Source organism: Amycolatopsis sp. NPDC045836 (assembly GCF_056431745.1).
Genome location: NZ_JBWKKF010000002.1, coordinates 495,186 through 520,128 on the forward strand (window position 1 = coordinate 495,186; position 24,943 = coordinate 520,128).

General features: G+C 71.4%; 26 protein-coding genes and 1 tRNA gene. 13 read left to right on the plus strand and 14 right to left on the minus strand.

What is annotated here, in order from left to right; genetic code table 11:
• Positions 1-4: 4 nt before the first annotated feature.
• Positions 5-1,465, minus strand: a complete 1,461-nt coding sequence (locus AC07EG_RS05185) for a peptide MFS transporter (protein WP_478251725.1) — start codon at positions 1,463-1,465, stop codon at positions 5-7.
• A 236-nt stretch (positions 1,466-1,701) separates the two neighbouring features.
• Here AC07EG_RS05185 and nhaA point away from each other — a divergent pair, with 236 nt between their 5' ends.
• Genes nhaA through AC07EG_RS05200 form a run of 3 tightly spaced genes read left to right on the plus strand, consistent with a single transcriptional unit; the run spans position 1,702 to position 4,412 of the window.
• Positions 1,702-2,922: a Na+/H+ antiporter NhaA gene (gene nhaA, locus AC07EG_RS05190; RefSeq protein WP_478251726.1), complete on the plus strand. Its 1,221-nt coding sequence runs from the start codon at positions 1,702-1,704 to the stop codon at positions 2,920-2,922.
• Positions 2,923-2,962: 40 nt separating this feature from the next.
• The gene (locus tag AC07EG_RS05195; protein ID WP_478251727.1) at positions 2,963-3,463 is read left to right on the plus strand and encodes a phage holin family protein; all 501 of its coding nucleotides are present in this window, start codon (positions 2,963-2,965) and stop codon (positions 3,461-3,463) included.
• Between the two features lie 7 nt (positions 3,464-3,470).
• A complete protein-coding gene (locus AC07EG_RS05200) occupies positions 3,471-4,412 on the plus strand; it encodes an alpha/beta fold hydrolase (protein WP_478251728.1) in 942 nt (313 codons plus the stop codon).
• Here the strand turns inward: AC07EG_RS05200 and AC07EG_RS05205 are convergent.
• Genes AC07EG_RS05205 through nth form a run of 4 tightly spaced genes read right to left on the minus strand, consistent with a single transcriptional unit; the run spans position 4,409 to position 7,582 of the window.
• A complete protein-coding gene (locus tag AC07EG_RS05205) occupies positions 4,409-5,593 on the minus strand; it encodes a MarP family serine protease (RefSeq protein WP_478251729.1) in 1,185 nt (394 codons plus the stop codon). The two genes, AC07EG_RS05200 and AC07EG_RS05205, sit on opposite strands and share 4 nt — an antisense overlap.
• Complete coding sequence (locus tag AC07EG_RS05210; protein WP_478251730.1) at positions 5,590-6,318, minus strand: NUDIX hydrolase; 729 nt, start codon at positions 6,316-6,318, stop codon at positions 5,590-5,592. Before AC07EG_RS05210 ends, AC07EG_RS05205 begins: the two co-directional genes overlap by 4 nt.
• Positions 6,315-6,902: a TlpA family protein disulfide reductase gene (locus AC07EG_RS05215; protein WP_478251731.1), complete on the minus strand. Its 588-nt coding sequence runs from the start codon at positions 6,900-6,902 to the stop codon at positions 6,315-6,317. Before AC07EG_RS05215 ends, AC07EG_RS05210 begins: the two co-directional genes overlap by 4 nt.
• A complete protein-coding gene (gene nth / locus AC07EG_RS05220) occupies positions 6,899-7,582 on the minus strand; it encodes an endonuclease III (RefSeq protein WP_478251732.1) in 684 nt (227 codons plus the stop codon). The genes AC07EG_RS05215 and nth overlap by 4 nt, the downstream gene beginning before the upstream one ends.
• Positions 7,583-7,752: 170 nt before the next feature.
• Between nth and AC07EG_RS05225 the strand changes: the two genes are divergently transcribed.
• The 3 genes from AC07EG_RS05225 (at position 7,753) to AC07EG_RS05235 (ending at position 10,590) form a co-directional block, all read left to right on the plus strand.
• Complete coding sequence (locus AC07EG_RS05225) at positions 7,753-8,004, plus strand: hypothetical protein (protein ID WP_478251733.1); 252 nt, start codon at positions 7,753-7,755, stop codon at positions 8,002-8,004.
• 192 nt (positions 8,005-8,196) lie between these two features.
• Positions 8,197-8,871, plus strand: coding sequence for a Crp/Fnr family transcriptional regulator (locus tag AC07EG_RS05230; RefSeq protein WP_113694953.1), 675 nt, complete (start codon positions 8,197-8,199; stop codon positions 8,869-8,871).
• Between the two features lie 468 nt (positions 8,872-9,339).
• Positions 9,340-10,590, plus strand: coding sequence for an MFS transporter (locus AC07EG_RS05235; protein ID WP_478251734.1), 1,251 nt, complete (start codon positions 9,340-9,342; stop codon positions 10,588-10,590).
• A gap of 436 nt (positions 10,591-11,026) precedes the next feature.
• Here the strand turns inward: AC07EG_RS05235 and AC07EG_RS05240 are convergent, their stop codons facing one another.
• From AC07EG_RS05240 to AC07EG_RS05270, 7 genes are all read right to left on the minus strand, one after another.
• A complete protein-coding gene (locus AC07EG_RS05240) occupies positions 11,027-11,305 on the minus strand; it encodes a type II toxin-antitoxin system Phd/YefM family antitoxin (protein WP_478251735.1) in 279 nt (92 codons plus the stop codon).
• A 44-nt stretch (positions 11,306-11,349) separates the two neighbouring features.
• A complete protein-coding gene (locus tag AC07EG_RS05245) occupies positions 11,350-12,111 on the minus strand; it encodes an MBL fold metallo-hydrolase (protein WP_478251736.1) in 762 nt (253 codons plus the stop codon).
• Positions 12,108-12,893 (minus strand): NUDIX hydrolase, encoded by a 786-nt coding sequence (locus tag AC07EG_RS05250; RefSeq protein WP_478251770.1) that lies wholly within the window; start codon positions 12,891-12,893, stop codon positions 12,108-12,110. Before AC07EG_RS05250 ends, AC07EG_RS05245 begins: the two co-directional genes overlap by 4 nt.
• Positions 12,894-12,972: 79 nt before the next feature.
• Positions 12,973-14,175 (minus strand): hypothetical protein, encoded by a 1,203-nt coding sequence (locus AC07EG_RS05255; RefSeq protein WP_478251737.1) that lies wholly within the window; start codon positions 14,173-14,175, stop codon positions 12,973-12,975.
• 39 nt (positions 14,176-14,214) lie between these two features.
• Complete coding sequence (locus tag AC07EG_RS05260) at positions 14,215-14,844, minus strand: hypothetical protein (RefSeq protein WP_206801759.1); 630 nt, start codon at positions 14,842-14,844, stop codon at positions 14,215-14,217.
• Positions 14,844-15,299 carry a RidA family protein gene (locus tag AC07EG_RS05265; protein WP_478251738.1) on the minus strand — a complete coding sequence of 152 codons (456 nt, stop codon included), beginning with the start codon at positions 15,297-15,299 and terminating at the stop codon, positions 14,844-14,846. The genes AC07EG_RS05260 and AC07EG_RS05265 overlap by 1 nt, the downstream gene beginning before the upstream one ends.
• A 2-nt stretch (positions 15,300-15,301) precedes the next feature.
• The gene (locus tag AC07EG_RS05270; protein ID WP_206801761.1) at positions 15,302-15,460 is read right to left on the minus strand and encodes a Sp36 family protein; all 159 of its coding nucleotides are present in this window, start codon (positions 15,458-15,460) and stop codon (positions 15,302-15,304) included.
• 132 nt (positions 15,461-15,592) lie between these two features.
• On the opposite strand from AC07EG_RS05270, the gene AC07EG_RS05275 reads away from it, so the two are divergent.
• Genes AC07EG_RS05275 through bagB form a run of 3 tightly spaced genes read left to right on the plus strand, consistent with a single transcriptional unit; the run spans position 15,593 to position 18,009 of the window.
• Complete coding sequence (locus AC07EG_RS05275) at positions 15,593-15,841, plus strand: hypothetical protein (protein ID WP_478251739.1); 249 nt, start codon at positions 15,593-15,595, stop codon at positions 15,839-15,841.
• Positions 15,842-15,862: 21 nt separating this feature from the next.
• A complete protein-coding gene (gene bagA / locus AC07EG_RS05280) occupies positions 15,863-16,867 on the plus strand; it encodes an ATPase BagA (RefSeq protein WP_478251740.1) in 1,005 nt (334 codons plus the stop codon).
• A complete protein-coding gene (bagB, locus tag AC07EG_RS05285) occupies positions 16,867-18,009 on the plus strand; it encodes an ATPase BagB (RefSeq protein ID WP_478251741.1) in 1,143 nt (380 codons plus the stop codon). The genes bagA and bagB overlap by 1 nt, the downstream gene beginning before the upstream one ends.
• Here the strand turns inward: bagB and AC07EG_RS05290 are convergent.
• A complete protein-coding gene (locus AC07EG_RS05290; RefSeq protein WP_478251742.1) occupies positions 18,006-18,317 on the minus strand; it encodes a WhiB family transcriptional regulator in 312 nt (103 codons plus the stop codon). The two genes, bagB and AC07EG_RS05290, sit on opposite strands and share 4 nt — an antisense overlap.
• Positions 18,318-18,621: 304 nt before the next feature.
• Here AC07EG_RS05290 and AC07EG_RS05295 point away from each other — a divergent pair, with 304 nt between their 5' ends.
• From AC07EG_RS05295 to AC07EG_RS05305, 3 genes are all read left to right on the plus strand, one after another.
• On the plus strand, positions 18,622-20,778 hold the full coding sequence (locus tag AC07EG_RS05295) for a transglycosylase domain-containing protein (RefSeq protein ID WP_478251743.1): 2,157 nt from the start codon (positions 18,622-18,624) through the stop codon (positions 20,776-20,778).
• A gap of 126 nt (positions 20,779-20,904) precedes the next feature.
• Positions 20,905-21,831 (plus strand): metallophosphoesterase, encoded by a 927-nt coding sequence (locus AC07EG_RS05300; RefSeq protein ID WP_478251771.1) that lies wholly within the window; start codon positions 20,905-20,907, stop codon positions 21,829-21,831.
• 29 nt (positions 21,832-21,860) lie between these two features.
• Positions 21,861-21,934, plus strand: a tRNA-Pro gene (locus AC07EG_RS05305).
• A gap of 208 nt (positions 21,935-22,142) precedes the next feature.
• On the opposite strand, the gene AC07EG_RS05310 is transcribed toward AC07EG_RS05305, so the two are convergent.
• Positions 22,143-22,910, minus strand: a complete 768-nt coding sequence (locus AC07EG_RS05310) for a class I SAM-dependent methyltransferase (protein WP_478251744.1) — start codon at positions 22,908-22,910, stop codon at positions 22,143-22,145.
• 97 nt (positions 22,911-23,007) lie between these two features.
• Between AC07EG_RS05310 and AC07EG_RS05315 the strand changes: the two genes are divergently transcribed.
• A complete protein-coding gene (locus AC07EG_RS05315; RefSeq protein ID WP_478251745.1) occupies positions 23,008-24,840 on the plus strand; it encodes a dipeptidyl-peptidase 5 in 1,833 nt (610 codons plus the stop codon).
• Positions 24,841-24,943 lie beyond the last annotated feature (103 nt).

Here is a 24,943-nt window from a genome sequence, read left to right on the forward strand (position 1 = left end):
ACGCTCAGCGCACGCCCGACATCAACTTCCGGATGAACGGCGCGCCCAGCACCAGCAGCACGCCGATGCCGATGCAGATCGCGCCGAGGGTGCCGAAGTACGGCACCTCGTTGTCCGGGCTGTAGAACCGCGCCAGCCAGCCGGACAGCGCCGTGCCCAGCGCCACGGACAGGTAGTTCAGCGCCACCATCTGGGTGGGGAACGCCTCCGGTGCCAGCTTCGTCGACAGCGACAGCCCCACCGGTGACAGGCTCAGCTCGGCCAGCGTCACCACCAGGATGATGCCGACCAGCGCGAGCAGCGGGGTCGACGCCGGGCCACCACCGGCCAGCGGCACGAACAGCAGGAACGACACCCCGGCGATGCCGGTGCCGAGCGCGAACTTCAGCGGCGACGACGGCTGCCGGTCACCCAGCTTCGTCCAGACCGCCGCCACCACCGGCGCGAGCAGCAGGATGAACACCGGGTTCACCGAGTTCATCCAGGACACCGGCATCTCCCAGCCGAACAGGTTCCGGTCCAGCCGCTCGTCGGTGTACGCCGCGATCACGGTGAACTGCTGCTGGAACAAGGCGAAGAACGCGGCGCTGGCGATGAACATCGGGATGAACGAGGTGACCCGCCTGCGCTCCACCGGAGTGGTCTTCTTGCTGGTGAGCAGCATCGCGAAGTAGGCGACCGAAGCGACCACGATGACCAGGATGGTGCGGTCGGACAGGTTCTCCGCGGTGACGAACCCGGTCAGCACGGCGACCACGATCAACGCGGCCACCAGGACCACCACGCCGAGCACCAGCGGACGCCGGTTCGCGGGCAGCGGGTTCGGCACCACCCGGCCGCTCTCGGGCAGGTTCTTCCGCCCCAGCGTGTACTGCACCAGCCCGGCCGCCATGCCGATCGCGGCCAGCCCGAAGCCGTAGTGGAAGCCCAGTTCCTCCTGCGCCAGCCCGGTGAGCAGCGGGCCGATCCAGCCACCGAGGTTGACGCCCATGTAGAACAGGGTGAAGCCGCCGTCGCGCCGTTCGTCGTGCTCGCCGTAGAGGCCGCCGACCAGCGCGGTGGCGTTGCCCTTCAGCCCGCCGCTGCCCAGGGCGACGCACACCAGGCCGACGCCGACCCCGGCGTACCCCGGGAGCAGCGCGAGGCTGATGTGCCCGGCCATGATCAGCAACGCGCTGTAGAACAGCGTGCGCTCGGAGCCGAGCAGGCGGTCGGCGACCCAGGCGCCGACCACGGTGGAGAGGTAGACCAGGCCGCCGTAGGCGCCGACGATGCCGAGCGCGGTCGACTGCTCGAGGCCGAGGCCGCCTTCGGTGGTGGCGTAGTAGAGGTAGATGGCGAGAATGCCCTGCATTCCGTAGAACGAGAAGCGTTCCCACATTTCGACGCCGAAGAGGTTCGCCAGCCCTCGTGGGTGCCCGAAGAACCCCTTGTCCTTGCCCACCTCGGTAGAGGTTTTACTCACGATGTGTCCGTCCTGTTCCGAGACATCGTTGTTCGAAAACGTTGTCGAAGCGCATGGTAGGACCGCCGGTGAACAACGAACAGGTCCGGTCGTCCTGACGGTGCCGTCTGACAAGTCACGCGTGTCGAGGCCCACTCGCGCTACTGCGATGACCCTTTCGGGCGCTAAAATCCCGTAAAGGTGTGCCGGGAAGTCTGGTCGGCGACGGTTGACCCGACCCCGGAATCGGAGCTCGTGTGCACACCCCGGAATCCCGCTTCCCCGGCAAGGCCGCTGAATTCGCGCGTTACCTGCGTACCGAGACCACCGGCGGGCTGATCCTGCTCGCCGCCACCGCGCTCGCCCTGCTGGTGGCCAACTCCCCGCTCGGCGACGCCTACCGCGCCATCCGCGACTTCCAGCTGGGGCCGCACTTCCTGCACCTCGATCTGTCCATCGGGGACTGGGCGAAGGACGGCCTGCTGGCGTTGTTCTTCTTCGTCGCCGGGCTGGAGCTCAAGCGCGAACTGGTGGTCGGCGAGCTGTCGAAGGTCAAGCAGGCCGTGCTGCCGATCTTCGCCGCGCTCGGCGGCATGGTGGTGCCCGCGGTGCTCGCGCTGGGCATCGGCTGGGGCGAGCCGGGCATGGAGCGGGCTTGGGCCGTCCCGGTGGCCACGGACATCGCCTTCGCGCTCGGCGTGCTGGCGCTGACCGGGTCGAACCTGCCCAGCAGCGCCCGGGTTTTCCTGCTCTCGCTGGCCGTGGTGGACGACCTCGGCGCGATCCTCGTGATCGCCGTGGTGTTCACCACCGGTTTCAACCTGCTGGCCGGGGCGGTCGCGCTGGTCGCGCTGGCGGTGTACGCCTGGCTCCAGCACCGGCGGGTGCGCGCGTGGTGGTTGTACGTGCCGCTGGCGGTGATCACCTGGGTCGCGGTGCACTCGGCCGGCATCCACGCCACCATCGCCGGCGTCGCGCTCGGCCTGCTCACCCGCGTCCGCGCCGACGACGGTGAGGAGCACGCACCGGCGGTCCGGCTGGAGCACCGGCTGCAGCCGTGGTCGGCGGCGCTGGCCGTGCCGCTGTTCGCGTTGTTCGCCGCGGGCATCCAGATCGACGGCGACGCGCTCGCCTCGGTGTTCACCTCGGCGCTCCCGCTGGCGATCATGCTCGGGCTGGTCGCCGGCAAGCTGATCGGCATCTTCGGCGCCAGTGCGCTGGCCGTGCGGCTCGGCTTCGCCGCGAAACCGCGGGGCATGGGCTGGCGGGACATGGCCGCGTTGTCGGTGCTCGGCGGGGTCGGCTTCACCGTGAGCCTGCTGATCGCCGATCTCGCGTTGTCCGGAGCGCAGGCCGAGCAGGCGAAGGCGGCGGTGCTGATCGCCTCCGCGTTCGCCTCGCTCGCCGCGGCGGCCCTGCTGCTGCGGCGCAGCCGGGTGCACGGGGGTACCGGGAACACCGAAGTCACCGGGGACTGATGGCGCGCCCGCCGAGCCCGATCAGGCGACACGTGGCACGATGAACGCCGTGAGCAGCCCCAAGCACCAACTCAACGATGCCGATGGCATGGGCGCCGTCCCCTACCTCCCGCTGTCCGACGACCGCGAGCGCAACGGGGACCAGTCGATCGGTGCGCTGGTCAAGGACGCCACACAGCACCTGTCGACGCTGGTCCGCGCCGAGGTCGAACTGGCCAAGTCGGAGGTCGTCGGCGAGGTCAAGAAGGGCGTCAAGGGCAGCGTCTTCTTCCTCATCGCGCTGGTCGTCGCGCTGTACAGCTCGTTCTTCTTCTTTTTCTTCCTCGGTGAACTGCTGTCGGAGTGGCTGCAGCGCTGGGCCGCCTTCGGCATCGTGTTCGCGCTGATGCTGGTGGTCGCCGCGCTGTGCGGTTTCCTCGGCTACCGCAAGGTGAAGAAGATCCGCGCGCCGGAACGCACGATCGACAGCGTCAAGGAGACCGCCGCCGCGCTGAAGCCGCGCCAGCATTCCGGGGACGGCCTCCCCGCGGTGCGCGACTGAGCCAGCCGTGCGAGCTGGTCCCGATCCGTCGATCGTGCGGATCGACGGGCCCTGGACCCACCGCGACGTCTCGGCCAACGGCATCCGGCTGCACGTCGCCGAACTGGGCACCGGGCCGCTGGTGCTGCTGCTGCACGGGTTCGGCGAGTTCTGGTGGGCCTGGCACCGCCAGCTGACCGGGCTGGCCGAGGCCGGGTACCGGGTGGTCGCCGCCGATCTGCGCGGGTACGGGGATTCCGACAAACCACCACGCGGGTACGACGCGTGGACGCTGGCCGGTGACGTCGCCGGGCTGGTCAAGGCGCTCGGGGAACGCCGCGCGCACCTGGTCGGGCACGCCTGGGGCGGCCTGCTCGCCTGGACCGCGGCCACCCTGCACCCGCGGGTCGCCGCGTCGGTCGGCGCGCTCGGCGCCGCGCACCCGCTGGCCCTGCGTGGGGCGGTGGGCCGCACGCTCTGGCGCGCCAGGGGCGGCAACCAGGCGCGCGCGTTCGGCCACCTCTTCGGCTTCCAGGTGCCGATGGCGCCCGAACGCAGGCTGGTCCGGGACGACGCGGCCGAAGTGGAGCGGCTGATGCGCGGCTGGGCTGGTCCCAAGTGGACGGAAACCGCCGAGTTCGCCGAAGCGGCGGCGAGGTTCCGTGAAGCGATGCGGGTGCCCGGGGTGGCGCACAGCTCGCTCGAGTACTACCGCTGGGCCTTCCGCGCGCAGTTCCGCGGGGAGGGCAGGCGGTTCACCGAAGCCGCCGACAAGCCGAGCAGCGTGCCGGTGCTGCAGCTGCACGGCCAGGAGGACCGGTGCGTGCTGCCGCGCACGGCCGAGGCGTCACAACGCTGGCTCGGCCCGGATTCGGTGTTCACCTCACTGGCCGGTGTCGGCCACTACCCGCACCTCGAAGCGCCGAAGCGCACCACCGAGGTCCTGATCCAGTTCCTCGCCAAGGTCTAGGCGGCGCAGGGGCCGGTGCTCACCGCGGCGCCGTAGCCGGAGGCACCTGCCACCTCGGGGGCCACTTCGGCGGCGGTCAGCGTGAACCCGGTGTCCGGGTCCTCCACCGCCGCGCCGAACACCACGCCGATCACCTCGCCCTGCGGGTTGACCAGCGGTCCGCCCGAGTTCCCGCTGCGGATCCCGGCGCGCACGGTGAACACGTCCCGCTGCACGGTGTTGGTGTCGTAGATGTCCGGGCCGCGCAGGGTGATCCGCTGCCGCACGCGGGCCGAGGTGGCGGTGTACGGGCCGTCGAGCGGGTAGCCCAGCGCGATCGCGTCGTCCCCGGCCTGCGCGGGCTGGTCGGCGAACTCGAGCGGCTGGGCCTCCAGCCGCGGCACGGCGAGGATGGCGACGTCGGCCGCCGGGTCGAAGTGGACGACCCTGGCCGGGAGCCTGCCTTCGGGCGTCTCGACCGCGGTCTCGTCGGTACCGGCGACCACGTGCGCGTTGGTCATCACGCGCTGCGGCGCGATCACGAAACCGCTGCCCTCCAGCGCCCGGGAGCACGCGGGCGCGTTGCCGCGGACCTTCAGCACGCTGCCGCGCAGCTGCCGCACCACGGTGCTCGCCTGCAGGTTCTGGTCCGGCGGTGGCACGTCGGCCTTCGGCGCCTGCTGGAACGGGGCCACGATGGACGGGAAGCCCGAGGCGTCGAGCAGCTTGCGCAGTTCGTTCGGCAGGCCCTGCGCCGAATCCGGCATCACCTGGTCGACCCCGCCGAGCACGGTGGAGTTGTTGATCGCCTTGGCCAGCCCAGGCAGCCCGGCCACGCTGGTCAGCGGCACCGCGATCAGCCAGGCGACCACGAACACCACCAGGCCCTGCACGACCGCGCCGAGCGTGTTGTCCACCCCGGACAGCTTCGGCGAGCTGATCTTGTTGCGCAGCTTGCGGCCCGCCCACACACCGAGCGTCTCCCCCAGCGCCACCAGGAAGACCACCACGCCGACCACCACCGCCACGCGCAGCGCGGGGTTGTCGAACAGCTCCACGATCAGCGGTGCCAGCTGGATGCCCGCCACGGCGCCGAGCAGCACCCCGAGGAAGGCGGGCAGCGCGACGAGCACGCCCTGACGCGCCCCGGAGATGGCCGCCAGCACCGCCAGCAGCACCACGAGCACGTCGACCCAGTTCACGATCGCTCCCTCTCCACGGAGCCACCGTTGTACACCGCCCGCGACCGGGCCGCGTGCGCGGCCAGCGCGTCGTCGAGATCCCGCACGTCGGTCCGGTCCCAGTCACCGGTCCACCCGCCGAGCTGCAGCACGGTGGCCAGGAGGCCGGCCGTGAAGCCCCACACGAACAGCCCGTTCACCTCGAACACCGGTCCCACCCAGTCGTAGCCCTTGCGGCGCACCTGGAACCGGTTGGCCGGGTCGAGCAGGTCCTCGATCGCCACCCGCGCGACCGCCGCGGTCTCCCCCGGGTCTACGGCGTGCACCGGCGAAGGGTTCACCCAGTGCCCCAGCACCGGCGTGACCGAGAAGCCGGACACCGGTACCCACAGGTCCGGCAGCACGGCCACCGGGCGCACCCCGGACGGCACCACACCGGTCTCCTCCTCGGCCTCCCGCAGGGCCGTGCCGACCGGGCCGTCGTCGCCCTCGTCGGCACCCCCGCCGGGGAAGGCGACCTGACCGGCGTGCGAGCCGAGCGTGTCGGCGCGGCGCAGCAGCAGCACGTCCGGGCCACGCGGCCCCTCGCCGAACAGCACCAGCACCGCGGCCGGGCGCGTCTTCGCGCCCCGCGGCGGGTGGAACTTGGTGAACGCCGACGCGTCCACCTCACCGCTCGCGGCCACCAGCCCGCGCAGCCACTCCGGCACGCTCTCGACGTCGACCAGTGGTCCGGGTCCAGTCATGCCGAATACCTCGCGACGGCTTCGCGCACCTGCGCCACGTCGGCGAGCAGGCGCGGGTTTTCGATGAACCGGACCTCCCCGCCCGGGGTGACCAAATAGGACGCGGGCAGCGCCGGCGGCACCTTCAGCGCACCGCGCACCGGACCGGTCTGCCCCTCTCCGTCATACACCGCGGGCAGGCGCACCCCCAGCTCGGCGAGCAGCTCCAGGCCGTCCGACGGTGAGCTGGCGACCTGCACGGTGAGCACCCGCGCGGCACCCGGCTCGGCCGCGTAGGCGGCGAGCACCGGCAGCTCGGTGCGGCACGGCTGGCACCAGGTCGCCCAGACGTTGACCAGCGTCGGGCCGCTGCCCACGGCGGCCGCGAGGTCGACCGCCCCGCCGTCGCCGAGGCAGTCCGCGGACACCCCGGCGAGTGCTCGGCCCGGCGCACCGGCCGTGCACGCGGCCAGCGCCGCCTTCGCCCGCGCGGGCCCGAGGTCCTCCGACGGGGGTGTGGTGCGATTCACCTGCGGCAGCACCGCGACGAGCAGCGCGAGCACCAGCACCCCGGCCGCGACGGCCCACTTGGTCGCGGTGGTCAAGACTTCGTCACCATCGCCAGCAGGTGTTCGCGCTCCTCCCCCTTGACCAGCTTGGCGGCCTCTTCGAACCCGGTCGGCCCGGTGCCGTAGGACGGGCAGTCCCTGGCCAGCGGGCAGGCCCCGCAGGCGGGTTTGCGGGCGTGGCAGACGCGCCTGCCGTGGAAGATCGTCCGGTGGGACAGCATCGTCCACTCCTTGCGCGGGAACAGCTCGCCGATCGCGTGCTCGACCTTGACCGGGTCCTCCAGCTCGGTCCAGCCCCACCGGCGCACCAGCCGCCCGAAGTGGGTGTCCACCGTGATCCCCGGCACACCGAAGGCGTCCCCGAGCACCACGTTGGCGGTCTTGCGGCCGACCCCCGGCAGGGTGACCAGGTCGGCCTGGTTGCCGGGCACCTCGCCGTCGAACCGCTCGACCAGTGCGGCACCGAGGCCGAGCAGCGAGTTCGCCTTGGCCCGGTAGAAGCCGGTCGGCCGCAGGTATTCCTCCAGCTCGGCGCGGTCGGCACCGGCGTAGTCGGCGGCGGTGCGGTAGCGCGCGAACAACGCCGGGGTGACCTGGTTCACCCGGACGTCGGTGGTCTGCGCGGACAGCACCACGGCCACCAGCAGCTCCAGCGGCGTGGTGAAGTCCAGTTCGCAGTGCGCGCCGGGATACGCCTCGTCGAGGCAACGTTTCATCCGCCGGGCGCGTCTCACCAGTGCCAGCCGGCTTTCACCGTCGGCGGAACGGGCGGGGACGCCACCCTTGCGGGGGGCTTCACGGCTGTCGGGCGGCACCCCGATAGCCTACGGGCGCCGTCAGTTCAGGCGCGAAAAGGACCGAGCTGCAAGCGAGGATCTGGAAAGCTATGACCGTCTGGTTCGTCATCGCGGTACCGCTGGTGATCATGTTCTTCGCCCTGATCATGGAACGCGTGGAAACCCGCCTCCGGCACGTCGCGGTGCAGGAGGAAGAGGTCGAGCAGTTCCTGGAGCAGGCCCAGCCCAACGAGATCAGGGCGCTGCACGGCCACGGCATCGGCCGGGCGCTGGAGCTGTTCCGGCTGCGCCGGCTCGGTGGACGGGCGGCCAAGCTGCGGCCCCGCAAGGTGCGGAGTTAAGCTCTGCCGCCAACCGAGATCGTCTTTACTCCTCTCGTCCGGGTGACGGGCGGTGTCCGGGTGAACAACGATCGCCCCGCTCCGGCGAGCCATGAGGCGATCTCGCTGGCACGCCCTACACTGCAACGCAAGTGATCGGCGACACGCTCATCCGTCCTGGACCGCGCGTCGCCACCGATGAGGAGGCACGAGGTGGACGAAACCCTGGCCCGCGCGGGCATCTTCCAGGGGGTGGAACCTGCCGCGGCTGAGGCGCTGGCGCAGACCTTGGAGAGCGTCGAGTTCCCCCGGGGCCACGTGATCTTCAGCGAGGGCGAACCCGGCGACAAGCTCTACATCATCCAGTCCGGGAAGGTGAAGCTCGGCCGCAAGTCCGCGGACGGGCGGGAGAACCTGCTCCAGATCATGGGCCCGTCGGACATGTTCGGCGAGCTGTCGATCTTCGACCCTGGTCCCCGCACCTCCAGCGCCACCACGGTGACCGAGGTGCGCGCGGTGATGATGGACCGCCCGGCGCTGCGGCAGTGGATCTCCACCCGCCCGGAGATCGCCGAGCAGCTGCTGCGCGTGGTGGCCCGGCGGCTGCGCCGGACGAACAACATGGTCGCCGAACTGATCTTCACCGACGTGCCCGGCCGCGTCGCGCGGGCGCTGCTGCAGCTGGCCCAGCGCTTCGGCAGCCAGGAGGCCGGCCTGCTGCGGGTCACCCACGACCTGACGCAGGAGGAGATCGCCCAGTACGTCGGCGCGTCGCGCGAGACCGTGAACAAGGCGCTCGCCGACTTCGCGCACCGCGGCTGGCTGCGGCTGGAAGGCAAGAGCGTGCTGATCCTGGACCCGGAGCGGCTGGCTCGACGGGCCCGGTAGGGCCTTCGAAAACGCAACATGAGGGGCCGGGCGCCACCCCCGACGTGGCGCACCGGCCCCTCATGCCGTGCGCGGACCATCCCCCGACGATCCGCGCTCCCCGCCCTCCGGTCGCAGGCCCCGACCCTCATGCCGGAGGGAGCTGGGAAGTCTTGTTCAGTTCTGCCGATCCATCCACCATGAACGGCGTCCGCCGCTCACTTCAAGACCGTTCACCCTCAAGGACGCCAAGCGCCGTAGTTTGTTGCGCCGTTCAACCCAGAAATCGCGGGTTGTTACCCAACCGAGATACAATCGGCCCTTCGCGTCCGTGAGGACGTTGTCCTCGTGTCCTGTTCAACGGGCCGGTGCCCGGATTCATTCCCGTCTCACCGCACCCGCAAGCAAGATCTTTGGTCACAACTCGGTGACGGAGATCGCCGCACAATTTAGTGGTACATGCGTACCAGACCCGGCATACTGGTACGCATGTCCCACTCTGCCTCCGGCGGCACCACGCTGGCCGACTACCGGCGCGCGCTGACCGCGCCGGGCTCCCGCGGTCCGGTGGTCGCCTCCGTGCTCGCCCGGCTGCCGATCGCGATGATCGGCATCGCCGCACTGTTGTACGTGCAGCGGGAGACCGGCTCGTTCGCCGCCGCCGGACTGGTCTCGGCCGGTTCGCTGGTCGGCGTGGCGGCCGGCTCGGTGGTGCAGGGACGGCTGATCGACCGCTTCGGCCCGACCCGGCCGCTGCTGATCACCACCACCCTGTTCGCCGTCGCGGTGGCGACGTTGATCACCTTCATCGAAGCCGGCGCACCGACCCTGGTGCTGGTGCTGCTCGCCGGTGGCATCGGGATCACCGAGCCGATGGTGGGCTCGGCTTCGCGGGCGCTGTGGGGTCGCCTGCTGCCCGCCGGGCCGACCAGGGACGCCGCGTTCTCGTACGAGGCGATCAGCATGGAGGTCTTCTTCATCCTCGGGCCCGGGTTCGCCGGTGCGCTGGTGGCCGCGCCGTGGCCCGGTACCGGCCTGGTGCTCGGGGCGTCGGTGATGGTCGCCGGTTCGACGCTGTTCGCGCTGAGCCCGGTCGTCCGGGCCTGGGGCGCGGCACCGTCCCGGCCGCGCCCGCTGCTCGGTGCGCTGGCCAGCCCCGGGATGCGCACGCTCGCCGTGGCCGCGCTCGGCTTCGGTGTGGTGATCGGCTTCGTCGAGGTCGCGGTCCCCGCGTCGGCGACGAACGCCGGGCACGCCACGGTCGGCGGCCTGCTGCTCTCCGCCTGGTCGGTCAGCTCGGTGGTCTTCGGCGTGGCGTACAGCCTGCGCCCGTGGCCGCGGCCGATGCACCTGCGGCTGCCGGTGCTGCTCGGCGCGTTCGGCGCCCTGGTGGCGCTGCTGGCCCTGCCGTCCTCGCTGTGGGGCCTGGCGCTGGCCATGCTCGGCGCGGGCGCGTTGATCACCCCGCAGTCCACCGCCCACTCGGCGGCGATCGAACTGGTCGCGCCGGAGGGCACGGCCGCCGAGGCGTTCGGCTGGGTGATCACCTCGGTGACGCTGGGCCTGGCGTTCGGGCAGTCGGTCAGCGGTTACCTGGTGGAAGCGAGCGGGCCGGCCGCGTCGTTCCTGGCCGCCGGGGTGGCCGCGGTGGCGCTGGCCGCTGTGGTGTGGGGCCTGCGCCGGACCATCCGCCCGGCCACCGCCCCCGCACCGGCCGAACTCGCCGTGGCCACCGCCTGACCTCGAAACCCATGAAGTTCACCGCAGACGGCAACCGGCTGACCGCGGTCCACCAAGCACGCTGATCGCCCGACACCCCACGTCCGTTCAGTGGCGTGGCGGTGGGGACACCACTCCGGGTTCAGCCTTCGACCGAGCGGGCAACCCGATGACCTGGAGCAGGGGCCCCAGGTCGTCGAAGTCGCACGAGTTCCTGGTCACCAGCGGAAGGCGGTGGCTGGCGGCTACGGCCGCGATCAGCAGATCCACGCGGCGCCGCCGAGGGCTTCTGCCCGTTTCCAGCGCCATGGCGTAGAGCTGGCCGTACGTGCGGGCCGCTGCCGGGGAGCCAGTGTGATCGAGCTGACGGCCACATCGCTGCCGGGCGGCAGATCTCCTCGCTCCGGCGGGTCGATGACCGCGGACGTGTCGAGCAAGACTCGCGGCCGTGCTGTGGTCATCGCGCCTGCGCGCCTTCACCGGCGGCCCGGAACGGATCGGGATCCACCACCGCGTCCAGATCGGCGAAGAACTCCTCGGGATCCGTCCGGGGCAGGTCGGCGAGCGGGTCGCAGAAATCTTCGGCAGGCACGAACTCCGGACGGTCGCTGTGCGGCACCAGGTCAGCGATCGGTGTGCCGTTCCGGGTCAACACGAAGCTCTCCCCGTTCTCGACCGCACGCGTGATCGCGGGGGTGTCATTGCGCAGTTCGCGTTGCGTGATCTTGGTGGCCACCGTTCCCGCCTAGCCCGCCCGGAGACCCAATTCGCCACGAAACGCTACAACGTACGCAGGTAGTCCAGCTGGGCTCGGACGCTGTGCTCCGCCGGAACCCACAAAGCGCGATCCACATCCGCGTACACCAACTCGACCACCTGCCGCGGCGTGGCGTCGGGGCCGAGTCGCCGCAGGGCGGCTCGGACCTGGTCCAGTCGCTGCTCGCGGTGGGTCAGGTACTCGCGGGCGGTGGCGGGCAGGTCCGCCAGCTCCGGGCCGTGGCCCGGCAGGCCGGGGGTGCCGTCCGGGAGTGAAGCCAGCAGGCGCAGGGAACGCAGGTAGGCGCCCAGGTCGTCGAGCACGGTGGTGCCGCGGCCCAGGATGGTGTCGCCGGTCAGCACCTCGCCGCCCACCCGGAACGAGACCGAGTCGGCCGTGTGCCCCGGCGTGTGCAGCACGCCGATCTCCAGCCCCGCCACCGCGATGACCTCGTCCGCGACCAGGGGACCCGCACCCGAGCAGAGCGAAGCGTCGAAGGCCCGCACCGGGGCGGACACCTCCGCGGCCAGCCAGGGCGCGCCGTCGGCGTGGTCCGGGTGGTGGTGCGTGAGCAGGATCAGCGAGACCGGCGCCGAAGCGGCCAGCAGCGCCAGGTGCGCCCGATCGTCGTAACCGGGGTCGACGATCACGCACGACGAGGCACCCGGCGCCCGCAGCACCCAGCTGTTCGTGCCCTCCAGCGTCATCGACGACGGGTTGTTCTCCAGCAGCACCGACGCCGTGGCCGTGACCGGGCGCAGCACACCGTAGGCGGGATGGGTCACGTCGGCTCCAGCACGATCCGGGCCCGGTCACCCTCGCGGACCAGGGTCGGCGTGATCTTCTTGATCGAACGCTCCGCCGTCAACGCCTCCCGCACACTGGTGAACTCGCCGATCTCGGTCAGCGTGAACCAGGTCGGCGGCATCAGCGTGCTGCGCCCGGCTTCGGCGTCACCCAGCGCGGCCGCGGCGGGCTGCCAGCCGGAGGCGTCGGCCTCGGTGGTGGCGCCGTCGGCCCGCTGGCCTTCGGGCAGCGCGGCGACGAAGAACCGTGTGTCGTAGCGCCGCTTCTCCTGCGGCGGCGTCACCCAGTTCGCCCACGGGCGCAGCAGGTCGGCCCGCAGGGTCAGCCCCGCCTCGGCCAGGAACGCCGCCAGCGACTGCTCACGCGACACCAAACGCTCACGCGCACCGTGGAATTCGGCGGTGTCCGCCACCACCGAGGACTCGGTGCCGGCCAGCAGCACACCGGATTCCTCGAAGGTCTCCCGCACGGCGGCGCACACCAGTGCACGAGCGAGCGATTCGGAGCAGGAGAACTTCGACGCCCACCAGGCCGCGTCCGGCCCGGCCCAGCTGATCGACGCGTCCGCGTCCCGCTTGTCCACCCCGCCACCGGGGAACACCGTCATCCCGGCGGCGAAAGCCATCGCGGCCACGCGCCGCTGCAGGAACACCTCGACGCCCGAGCCGCCCTCGCGGAGCAGCACGACCGTCGCGGCGTCCTTGGGAGTGGCCGGTGGCCCCTCCGGCGTCGGCAGGTCCGAGGACGACGTCAGCGGCATCTTGGTGAGGTCGACGACGACCTCGTCGGGGAGTTCGGCCACGCCCGCAACATACGTCACCCGCGTCGCCCGAACCGCCTCAGGCGCCGGAGAAACCGTCCACCCAGCGGCGGTTCTCCCCACCCCGGCCCGCCCCGTTCAGGCGCAGGCGCGCCGCTTCCGCCCGTTCCCGCTGGGCCAGCTCCGCGTGCAGCTCCCGGAGGAGCTGGCGGTCCCGGTCGCTGAGTTTTGGGTCGTTCAGGTCCAGTTCCGGCAGCTCGACGACGTCGCCGCCGGGCAGCTTCGCCGAAGCGATCGCGCGCCCGGTCTCCGGGTCTTCGGCCAGCGCACGCCGCAACTGCGCGACCTCGGCCGAGCTCATGTCCGTGGTGCTCTCCACGCCGCTGGAGTACTCGGCCTGGTGGCTGAGTGCCTCCTGCCGTGCGGCGGTGATCGCAGGAGGCTCAGCTTTTCCCACCGGAGCGGGTTCCGGGGCCAGTGGCGGCTCGGGGCGCTGGACCTGCTCGGTGCGGTGCTCGGTGACGGGCGGCGGTTCGGGCGCGGACAGCCGGTCGTCGGTCAGTTCGTGCCGGGGCTTCGACTCGGCGGAAGCCACCGGCGCCGGGGTGTGCACGGCGGCCTTGGCCGGAGCGGCAGGCACCGACGGCGGCGCCTGGCTGCCCGACGGCGCCGTACCGGCGTGCCACGCCCGGTTCGCCGAGGTCATCGCGTGCTTGTAGTAGCCGGTGCGGTCGGCGCCCGGCCCGGTCACCTCGACCACGGACCGGATGCCCACCCGGCGCAGCGCGGTGTCCACCCGGAAGGCCACCGCGGGCGGGTGCCCCTCGGGGCCGATCTCCACCAGCACCACGCGCTGCGGCAGCGGACCCGGCACGCTGCCCGCCGGGGTGTTCCGCCACACCGCGTGCACCGAACGCAGGTCCGGCAGCACCTGCAGCGCCCGGTCCAGCGCGTCGGCGATGCCGCGCTCCGGCTCGTTCTCCCCGGAGAACCGGTGGTTCACCTCGGGTTCGTTCTCGTCGATGAGCACCTCGTCGACCAGTGTGGCGTCCGAGCGGCTCATCTCCAGGATCAGCGCGAGTTCGCGCTGCTCGACGGAGCGGACCGGGATCTTGCCCGCGATCAGCGCGCCGGCGGTCAGTTCGGCGGCCTCGTCGAGGCGCGAACGCGCGACCAGTTCCCGTGCCTCGGACAGCGCACTGTCGTCGAGGCGGCCGGCCATGGCGAGCAGCAGGTTGTGCAGCCGGAGCGGCACACCGAGCCCGTCGTGGGCCTCCACCATCGCGATCTCTCCCTCCAAGCTCGCTGGAGGTAGCGAGCGTTACGCGGCGACGAGTCGGTGCCCGGCATCCACGGCACCCACGCAGACGAGTTCGGAGTTCGCCAGCGCGGCTCGGTGGTACTCGGGGAGTTCGAACCGCGGCGGGAGCACTTCGATGCTGGGCTCCTCGTCACCCAGCACACGCAAAACCCGCTGCAGCTCACCGGTCAGCCTCGGCATTCCGGACACCGCGCTCACCAAGAGGACCCTCTTGGGCTCGCGATCACCCGGAGTGCCGTTATGCCGCCAGCTCGCCCGCACCTCACCCACGTCTGGGCGACCACGCAACGTTGCGTGCACGACCACGGACACAGAGTCGACGGAGTTCACCCGATCGGGGGCACTCTTCGTGAATGTGTACCGGTTCTCGCTGCCGTCGTCTACCCCGAGGGTGGAACTGACCTGGTGCCAATCGGCGCCGTGCGGAATCAATCCAGCGACGAGCAGCCGGTACTCCGGCTGGTCCAGGTCGATGCTGTGCTTGAGCAAAGATCTTGGAATGGTCCGGGCGAGGGTGGCCATCGCGCCCTCGGCGAGCCAGTCGCGGAACCGCCAGAGCGTCTTGTCCGGCAGGCGCCCGGCCAGCCGGAGGAGCAGCTCGTGCGTCGCCTGCTCGATATCGGGGTCCATCAAGACACCTCCACGATGACTTCGATCTCCACGGGTGCGCCCAGCGGCAGCTCGGCCACGCCGACCGCGGACCTGGCGTGCACGCCCGCCTCGCCGAAGACCTCGCCGAGCAGCTCCGAGGCACCGTTGATCACGGCGGGCTGCCCGGTGAACCCCTCGGCGGAGGCGACGAAGCCGACCACCTTGACCACGCGGGTGATCGAGTCGAGGCCCACCAGCGCGTCCACCGCGGCGAGCGCGTTCAGCACGCAGGTGCGCGCGTGCGACTGGGCCGCCTCGGGGCTGACCTCGGCGCCGACCTTGCCGGTGGCGGACAGCTGGCCGTCGACGAACGGGAGCTGGCCCGAGGTGAACACGTGCGAGCCGCTGCGGACGGCGGGCACGTAGGCGGCGACCGGTGCGGCCACCCCCGGCAGCTCGATGCCCAGCTCCGCGAGCCTGGCTTTCCAGCTCATGCTCAGCCCTTCTCCCGCTTCAGGTAGGCGACGTGCTGTTCCCCGGTCGGGTTCGGCAGCACGGTGACCAGTTCCCAGCCGTCCTCACCCCACTGGTCGAGGATCTGCTTGGTCGCGTGGATCAGCAGCGGAACGGTGGCGTACTCCCATTTGGCGCTCATGGCCGCGAGCGTAACGACCCCGTCCAGACCGCCGGGGACGAACCCGCGTCCGGCCAAGATGGTGAATTCCTCCCCGGACCGGGGTGGAATGTGGGCCACTTCACACTCCGGGCTGGCGCTAGGTTCTACTGGGTGGAGACCTGGCGGATCGTCGCGGCGGCGTTGCTGGCCCTGCCCGGACTGGCCGCGGTGCCGATGATCATGGCGAAGGTGCGTGATCGGACACAGTCCTCGGCCTCGGTGGCGACCTCCGGCGCGGTCTCGCTCACCGCGCTCGCCGTGCTCACCCTGCTGGTTCTCACCGTGCTGCCCCCGCCGGTGAGCTGGACGGCGGCGGTGGTGGTGCTCGCCGCGGTCGGCGTTCTGCTGCTGGCCGGGTAGGAGCTCATTTAGGCTGGCGAGGTGACCACACCCCTGGCCGGCTGGACCGACGAACTCGCCAGAGCCCGGCTCCACTTCGTCACCGGCAAGGGCGGGACCGGGAAGACCACGCTCGCCGCCGCGCTGGCGCTGGCACTGGCGCACGGGGGCCGCCGGGTGCTGCTGGTCGAGGTCGAGGGCAGGCAGGGGGTCGCCCAGCTCTTCGACACCGAACCGCTGCCCTACGCCGAGCAGCGGATCGCCTCCGCGCCGGGTGGCGGGGAGGTCCGCGCGCTGCACATCGACGCCGAGGCCGCGCTGCTCGAGTACTTCGAGATGTTCTACAACCTGGGCTTCGCCGGCCGGACGCTGCGCCGGATGGGCGCCATCGAGTTCGCCACCACGCTCGCGCCCGGCCTGCGCGACGTGCTGCTCACCGGCAAGATCAAGGAGTGCGTGCGGCGCACCGAATCCGACGGCCGCTACAGCTACGACGCGGTGATCGTCGACTCCCCGCCCACCGGGCGCGTGGTCAAGTTCCTCGACGTCACCAAGGCGCTGACCGACCTGGCCAAGACCGGCCCGATCCGCGGCCAGGCCGAGGGCGTGGTGCGGCTGCTGCACTCCGGTGAAACCGCCGTCCACCTGGTCACCCTGCTCGAAGAGATGCCGGTGCGCGAGACGGTCGAGGCGGTCGCCGAACTCGACGGCGCCGACCTGCGCCCCGGCGCGGTGCTGGTGAACCGGGTCCGCCCGCCGCGCCTGCCCGCCCGCTCGGTCACCGCCGCGGCCGACGGCCGGGTGGACGCCTCCCGCGTGCGTGCCGGGCTCACCTCGGCCGGGCTCGAGCTGGGTGAGGACACTTTGGACGCGCTGGTCGAGGAGACCGTGGAGCACGCCATCCGCGTGGCCGCCGAGCAACGCGCCCGCGAGCAGCTGGCCGAAGCCGACCTGCCGACCATCGAGCTGCCCGACCTGACCGACGGGGTGGACGTGGCCGCGCTCTACGACCTCGCCGAGGCACTGCTGGAACAGGGGGTGCGCTGATGGCCGAGACGCTCGACGTGTTGAACACCGACGCCCTGATCGACGACGAGAACACCCGCGTGATCGTCTGCTGCGGTTCCGGCGGCGTCGGCAAGACCACCACCGCGGCCGCGCTGGCCCTGCGGGCCGCCGAGCGCGGCAGGCAGACCGTGGTGCTCACCATCGACCCGGCCCGCCGCCTCGCCCAGGCGCTCGGCCTGCGCGAGCTGGGCAACCACCCGAAGCAGGTCAGCGTCGACGGCTTCGAGCCCAAGGGCGAGCTGTGGGCGATGATGCTCGACATGCGCCGCACCTTCGACGACATGGTGCGCGTGCACGCCGGGCCGGAACGCGCCGAGCAGCTGCTGGCGAATCCCTTCTACCAGACCATTTCCACCTCGTTCGCCGGGACGCAGGAGTACATGGCGATGGAGAAGCTGGGCCAGCTCGCCGCCACCGGCGACTGGGACCTGATCATCGTCGACACCCCGCCCAGCCGGTCGGCGCTGGACTTCCTGGACGCGCCGACCCGGCTGTCCACCGCGCTCGACGGCCGGATGATCCGGCTGCTCACCGGACCGGCGAAAGCCGGCAGCCGCGGCCTCCGCAAGGTGGTCAGCGCCGGGTTCAGCATGTTCGCCAAAGCCGTCTCGACGATCATCGGCGGCCAGCTGCTGGCCGACGCCTCGGCGTTCATGCAGGCCTTCGACACCATGTTCGGCGGCTTCCGCGAGCGGGCGCGCAAGACCGCCGAACTGCTGCGCTCGCAGGGCACCGCGTTCGTGGTGGTGGCCGCGCCGGAGCCGGACGCTCTGCGCGAGGCCAGTTACTTCGTCGACCGGCTGTCCGAAGAGGCCATGCCGCTGGCCGGGCTGGTGGCGAACCGGACCCACCCGGTGCTCGCCGACCTGTCCGCGCCCAAGGCGCTCGCCGCCGCGGACTCGCTCGAGCGCGCGGACAACGCGGACACCGCCCCGCTGGCGGCGGCCGTGCTGCGGCTGCACGCCGACCGGGTGGCGCTGGCCGACCGCGAACGGCGGCTGCTGGCCCGGTTCACCAAGGCCCATCCGGGGGTCCCCGTGGTGGGGGTGCCCGCGCTGCCGAGTGACGTGCACGACCTCGACGGCCTGCGTGACATCGGGGACCGGCTGGCCGGCGGTTAACCGACCCTGGCCGCGGCCACCTCGTCGAGGCCGGCGAACTCGCGCTTGGCCGTCATCAGCAGCTCCTGCCAGGAACCCACGTCCGGGCGGCGGCGCAGCAGCGCGCGGCGCTCCCGTTCGGTCATCCCGCCCCACACCCCGAAGCTGATCCGGCTGTCGAGTGCCTCGGCCAGGCATTCGGTGCGCACCGGGCACCCCATGCAGACGAGCTTCGCGCGGTTCTGCTCGGCACCGCGGACGAACAGCTCGTCCGGATCGGTGTCCCGGCAGGACGCGTTCACTCGCCAATCCGACTGGTTGTTTTCCATGCCCCCAAGCTCCCTACCTGTTCGATCCCGCAGGCGGGCCTCCCCGAGGTGCAGCTTAGCCACCCTGGGCACCCGCGAGCCGGTCTCTCCCGCTGCTCACGTCGACCCGGAGCCCTCCCTTGGCCACCGGTACCGCCGAACCGACCAGTCCGCACCACTGCCGGACTAACCCATCCGTTGGCTTCTTCCGTGAGATGTGACGGACTGTATTGGCCATCGGTTCCCCCGCCAAGTTGCCGGTCGTCTTTCGTTACCTCTGCACACGCCAGGCGGGGTGCCTCGGCCCACGCGTAGGCTGTGATCCGTGCGGAAAGCTGACGGACTGTTCAAACTGCTCGGCCTCTGCCTGCTCGCGGGGGTGCTGGTCGCCGGGGTGCTGTTCCCGGTCGCCGGGGCCGCGGGGGTGGTCTCCAACCAGGCGAGCGAGACCGTCGACAGCATGTCGTCGGACCTCGCCACCGACCCCCCGCCGCTGGTCACCACGGTGACCGACCGGGACGGCAAGCCGATCGCGACGCTGTACTCGCAGTACCGGATCCCGACCGCGGCGAACGAGATCTCCGACGCGATGAAGTGGGCGCTGATCTCGGTCGAGGACCGCCGTTTCTTCGAGCACCGCGGGGTCGACTGGAAGGGCACCATGCGCGCGGCGATCTCCAACGCCAGCGACGGTGACACCCAGGGCGCCTCCACGCTGACCCAGCAGTACGTGAAGAACTACCTGATCAACGTGGTCTACCGGGACAACAAGGTCGGTCAGGAAAAAGCCCAGGAAGCTTCCATTGCGCGGAAGCTCAAGGAAGCCCGGATCGCCATCCAGCTCGAAACGAAGATGAGCAAGGAACAGATCCTGGCCGGTTACCTGAACGTGGTCGAGTTCTCCCGGCAGATCTACGGCATCGGCGGGGCCGCCAAGGCGTACTTCAACAAAACGCCGAAGGAACTCGACGCCAAGGAATCGGCGTTGCTGGCCGGGCTGGTGAACAACCCGATCATGTTCGACCCGTGGAAGAACCCGGAGCGCGCCACCGAGCGCCGCAACCTGGTGCTCGACCGCATGGTGGACAACTTCAAGCTGGACCGCGCGGACGCGGAGAAGCTGAAGAAGGAACCGCTCGGCGTGGTCGAGGGCGCCCCGAGCAAACCGGCCGCGAACTGCACCGGCGCCGGTCCGGAGAACGGGTTCTTCTGCCAGTACGTCGAGGACTACCTGCTCAAGACCGGGATGAACAAGGACGACCTGTACACCGGCGGCTACACCATTCGCACCACCATGGACCAGCGCGCCAACCACGAGGCCAAGGTGTCCGCGGAAACGCAGGTGAAGAAGAACCAGAAGAACGTGGCGAACACGCTTTCCCTGGTGAAACCCGGCAAGGACCGGCACGAGGTGGTGGCGCTGGCGGCCAACCGCGACTACGGGACGGATGCCGATCGCGGGCAGACCACGTACGCCCTGCCCTCGGGCATCTACAACACCGGTGGCGCGGGCTCGAGCTACAAGATCTTCACCGCCGCGGCGGCACTGGAAAAGGGCGTCGCCGGCATCTACAGCAACGTGCAGACCCCGAGTTCGTACACCTCGAGGGTGTTCACCGGTGGTGGGCCGCAGTGCCCGACGGTGGCCCGCGGCACCCGTGCCTACTGCCTGACCAACTCCAGTGAGGGCTACGGCGGTTCGATGACGCTGCAGAACGCGCTGGCGACCTCACCGAACACCGGTTTCGTCATTCTCGAGGAACAGACGGGCATGGGCCCGGTGGTGGAAATGGCCAGCAGGCTCGGCCTGCGGGAAACGATGGCCAGCAACCTCGGCGGCGGCGCGGTGAAACCGGATTCGAAGGAATCGGGTGAGAACGTCAGCCAAGCCACCTTCTTCGGCCCGAGCGACCGCTCGCCCGGCCAGGGTTCGTTCACCCTCGGCCCGAGCCCGACCTCCGGGCTGGAACTGGCGAACGTCGCGGCCACCATCATGAGCGGCGGGGTGTGGTGCCCGCCGACGCCGATCGCGCAGGTGCTCGACCGCGACGGCAAGCCGGTGCCGATCAAGGAACAGGCGTGCGAGCAGGTGATCGAGGAGCCGCTGGCGAACACGCTCGCGGTCGGCATGAGCAAGGACGAGATCCCGCCGGGCACCTCGGCGGCCGCGGCGCAGGGCGTGGGCTGGAACCGGCCGATGATCGGCAAGACCGGCACCACCCAGGGCAACGGTTCGGCGACCTTCGTCGGCGCCACCCCGCAGCTGGCCGGTGCGGCCATGGTGTTCCGGCCGGAGGGCGGCCGGGGCGGCATCTGCGACGGCGGCGTCGGGAACGTCTACACCTGCGGCACCGGGAACATGTTCGGCGGGAAAACCCCGGCGCGCACGTGGTTCGGGGCGATGTCGAAGATCCTGGAGGGGCAGGACGCCCCGCCGCTGCCGCCGTCCGACCCGCGCTTCGAACGCGCCGGGCGCCGCTGATCGGTAGGCCGTTGAGACGACATCCTCACCCGGGCAGGGCGTTGACACCGTATTGTGGACAACGTGAGCACGCAGGGTAGCACTGAGGACACGGGACAGCGGGGCAGGCGGATCCGCAACTTCGCGCTGGGCACGGTCGCACTGGGTGCGGCGGGCATCGGTTACGCCGCCGGGATCGAGCGCAGGCGCTGGACCCTGCGCACCGAGGAAATCCCCGTGCTGGCACCGGGTTCGCGCCCGATCAAGGTGCTGCACATCTCCGATCTGCACATGGTGCCCGGGCAGCGCTCGAAGCAGGAGTGGGTGGCCGCGCTCAGCGAGCTGAAGCCGGACCTGGTGGTCAACACCGGCGACAACCTGGCGCACCGGCAGGCGGTGCCGTCGGTGCTGCGCGCGCTCAACCCGCTGCTCGGGGTGCCCGGCGTGTTCGTCTTCGGCAGCAACGACTACTACGGGCCGAAGCCGAAGAACCCGGCGCGCTACCTGATGCCGAAGGGCCGCAACAAGCGGATCCACGGGCTGCACCTGCCGTGGCGGGACCTGCGGGCCGCGCTGATCGAGCACGGCTGGCTCGACCTGACCCACGTGCGGCGCACCGTGGAGGTCGCCGGGCAGCAGGTGTTCGCGGCCGGGGTGGACGATCCGCACCTGCACCGCGACCGGTACGCCGACATCTCCGGCGAGGCCGACCGCGGGGCCGCGCTGCGCATCGGCGTCACGCACTCGCCGGAGCCGCGGGTGCTCGACCCCTTCGCCGCCGACGGTTACGACCTGGTGCTCGCCGGGCACACCCACGGCGGTCAGCTGCGCATCCCGGGGTACGGCGCGCTGGTGACCAACTGTGAGCTGGACCGCAGCCGCGCCCGCGGGTTGTCGCGGTGGGGCGCGAACATGTGGCTGCACGTTTCCGCTGGTCTGGGCACGTCCCCGTACGCACCGGTGCGGTTCGCGTGCCCGCCGGAAGCGAGCCTGCTGACGCTGGTGGCGCGGGACGAGCAGCCGGCCGGACTCCAGAAGGCCACCCGCCGCAAAGCCCGCACGGACGTCCGCTAGACTTCTCCACGACCCGTTAAGCAGTACCTCGGGGTGTGGCGCAGCTTGGTAGCGTGCCTCGTTCGGGTCGAGGAGGTCGTGGGTTCAAATCCCGCCACCCCGACGCACGAAAAGTGGGAAGACCCCTGTTCGCGGAAAGCGCGAACAGGGGTTTTTTCGTGCGGTGCTTTTCTGGGGGTCGAACCCCCAGGCCCCCGCCAGGGGCGAGCCCCCTGGACCCCCGGCTGGGCGCGGGTGCCGTCGGACTCCCGGTGAGTGCAGGTGTTCCCCGCCCGTGGGGTTGCTTGTTGTCGGGGTGTGGCGAGGAGTGGTCAGCGGTTGGCGATCACGTCGACCCAGCACTGGCTGAACTGGCCATCGCCGCCTCGGGACCAGACCCAGGCGCTGCGGGCGGCGCTGGCCAGCTGCGGGTGGTCGGCGCCCGCCGACTCCAGCCCGGCGATCAGCCCGTTCTCCACCTCCCGCGACAGCTCCCGGTAGGTCAGGTCGGCGCGGTACCGCACGTGCTCGCGCACCCCGCCGAACCCCGCCCCGGCCACCTTGTCCGCGATGTGGCGCCCGGCGAACGGGTCCCCGCCGTCCCGGCGGCGCAGCAGGTAGTACCCCCGCAGCGCGGCCACCACGTTCGCCGTCTTCGGCCGCAGCTTCGCCCGGCTCCAGTCCGGTGTGGACAGAGCGAGCACCCCACCGGGCCGCAGCACCCGCCACAGTTCGGCCAGCACCTGCTCGGCCCGCGCGACCGTCTCGAACAGGCCGTGCGCGAAGGCGAGGTCGAAGCCGCCCTCCGGCAGCGGCAGGGCGTACTCGGAACCGGCCACGAAGTCCACTGTGGAGGATCCGACGGCGTACCCGGCGGTGTCGCCGACCGGGCCGGGCACGTGGTCCACGCCGACCACCCGCAGTTCGTCGGCGGCCGAGGCCAGTCCGTGCGTGGTCACGCCGGTGCCGCAGCCGAGGTCGAGCACGCGCATACCGGGCCGGAGCCAGCGCAGGGCGAACGCCGTCCGCTCGGCGCCGACGCGCGCGGACACCTCGGACAGCTCGAACGGGGGCCGTCCCGGCGCGAATGCCTCCTGCACCCCGCACACAGTACGGCCAGACCCCGCCCCCGTCCGAGAAAAAGATTGCCGAACCCGGGGTCCCCACCCCGATGGCCCAAGCTGGCAGGATCGAGCCGTGAGCACCCCGTACCCACCCGCACAGGTCCCCGACCGCCTCTTCGACGACGAGGCGGCCGAAGCGCGGTGGCGCGCCCGCTTCGGTGCGTCCCGGATGTCGGCGCCCGACTGGGCCATCGACGCCCCGGACGCCAGCGTCTACGTCTCCAACGCCAGCGGCGTGTGGGAGGTCTACGCCTGGAACCGCGCCACCGGCACGCACCGCCGCGTCACCGACCGGCCCAACGGCACCCTGCACGCGGTGCCCTCGCCGGACGGCCGGTGGATCTGGTGGTTCAACGACACCGACGGCGACGAGTTCGGCTCGTGGGTGCGCCAGCCGTTCGACGACGAGCAGGCCGCCACGCCCGCGGTGCCGGACGTGCACGACGGCTACTCCGCCGGGCTCGACATCGGGCACCGGATCGTGGTGGTCGGTGTGTCCACCGACGACGGCAGCGAGTTGTTCGCGCACACCGGCGGGCAGACGAAGTCCTTCTACCGCCACCACGACGACGCCGGCATCGCCGGGCTGTCCCGCGACGAGGCGCTGGTCGCCATCTCACATTCCGAGCACGGTGACTCGCGCCACCCCGCGGTCCGGGTGCTGCGCACCGAGGACTTCACCGCCGTCGCCGACAAGTGGGACGGCGAGGGCAAGGGCCTGACCCCGCTGGAGTTCTCACCGGTCTCCGGCGACCAGCGGCTCCTGCTGCTGCACGAGCGCCGCGGCCGGGAGGAGCTGCTGGTCTGGGACACCGCCGCGGACACCGAGACCGAACTCGAACTGGACCTGCCCGGTGAGGTCAGCGCCGGCTGGTACCCGCGGGCCGACGCGCTGCTCGTGGTGCACTTCCACCAGGGCCGCAGCTCGCTGCACCGCTACGACCTGTCCACCGGTGAGCTGTCCTCATTGGACACCCCGCCGGGGCGGATCGGCGGGGCCGGCGTGCGGCCGGACGGCACGGTCGAGTACTCGTGGTCGAACGCGGCGAAGCCGCCGGTGATCCGCGCCCGCACCGCCGACGGTGAGGAGAGCGTGCTGCTCACCCCGCCGGGTGAACCCGCGCCCGAATCGGCGCCGGTGGCCGACGCCTTCGTCGAAGGGGCCGGCGGGCGCATCCACGCGCTGTACTCGCGGCCCGTCGACGCGCCCGACAGCCCGCTGCCGACGGTGTTCGCCCTGCACGGCGGTCCGCACGCGGCCGACGAGGACCGGTTCTCCGCCTACCGGGCGGTCTGGCTGGACGCCGGGTTCGCCGTGGTCGAGGTGAACTACCGGGGGTCCACCGGTTACGGCTCGGCGTGGCGGGACGCGATCGAGGGGCGGCCGGGGCTCACCGAACTCGAGGACGTGGCCGCGGTGCACGACTGGGCGGTCGAGAGTGGACTGGCGGATCCGGCGAAGTGCGTGGTCAACGGCGCTTCCTGGGGCGGCTACCTGGCGCTGCTGGCGCTCGGCACGCAACCGGCTCGCTGGGCGGTCGGCATCGCCGGGGTGCCGGTGGCCGACTACGTCGCCGCCTACGAGGACGAGATGGAGCAGCTGCGCTCGTTCGACCGCGCGTTGTTCGGCGGCTCACCGGACGACGTGCCCGCCATCTACCGCGACTGCTCGCCGATCACCTACGTCGACGCGGTCGCCGCACCGGTGCTGGTGCTGGCCGGGGACAACGACCCGCGCTGCCCGATCCGGCAGATCGAGAACTACCTGGACAAGCTGGGTGCGCGCTCGGCGCCGTACGAGTTCTACCGCTACGACGCGGGCCACGGCTCGCTGGTGATCGCGGAGACGATCAAGCAGACCGCCATCGAGGTGCACTTCGCGCAACGCGCCCTCGGCCTGCGGTGAAACACACCCGGGGCGGGGGGGGGGGGGGGGGGGGGGGGGGGGGGGGAGGGGGGGGGGGTGGGGGGGGAGGGGGGGGGGGGGTGGGGGGACCCCACCCGCGTCA

Coding starts and splice junctions, on each gene's coding strand:
- AC07EG_RS05195 (WP_478251727.1), top strand. CDS start 2,963: ATGAACGCCGTGAGCAGCCCCAAGCACCAACTCAACGATGCCGATGGC.
- AC07EG_RS05210 (WP_478251730.1), bottom strand. CDS start 6,318: ATGACTGGACCCGGACCACTGGTCGACGTCGAGAGCGTGCCGGAGTGG.
- nth (WP_478251732.1), bottom strand. CDS start 7,582: ATGAAACGTTGCCTCGACGAGGCGTATCCCGGCGCGCACTGCGAACTG.
- AC07EG_RS05225 (WP_478251733.1), top strand. CDS start 7,753: ATGACCGTCTGGTTCGTCATCGCGGTACCGCTGGTGATCATGTTCTTC.
- AC07EG_RS05235 (WP_478251734.1), top strand. CDS start 9,340: ATGTCCCACTCTGCCTCCGGCGGCACCACGCTGGCCGACTACCGGCGC.
- AC07EG_RS05250 (WP_478251770.1), bottom strand. CDS start 12,893: ATGCCGCTGACGTCGTCCTCGGACCTGCCGACGCCGGAGGGGCCACCG.
- AC07EG_RS05255 (WP_478251737.1), bottom strand. CDS start 14,175: ATGGTGGAGGCCCACGACGGGCTCGGTGTGCCGCTCCGGCTGCACAAC.
- AC07EG_RS05260 (WP_206801759.1), bottom strand. CDS start 14,844: ATGGACCCCGATATCGAGCAGGCGACGCACGAGCTGCTCCTCCGGCTG.
- AC07EG_RS05265 (WP_478251738.1), bottom strand. CDS start 15,299: ATGAGCTGGAAAGCCAGGCTCGCGGAGCTGGGCATCGAGCTGCCGGGG.
- AC07EG_RS05270 (WP_206801761.1), bottom strand. CDS start 15,460: ATGAGCGCCAAATGGGAGTACGCCACCGTTCCGCTGCTGATCCACGCG.
- bagB (WP_478251741.1), top strand. CDS start 16,867: ATGGCCGAGACGCTCGACGTGTTGAACACCGACGCCCTGATCGACGAC.
- AC07EG_RS05290 (WP_478251742.1), bottom strand. CDS start 18,317: ATGGAAAACAACCAGTCGGATTGGCGAGTGAACGCGTCCTGCCGGGAC.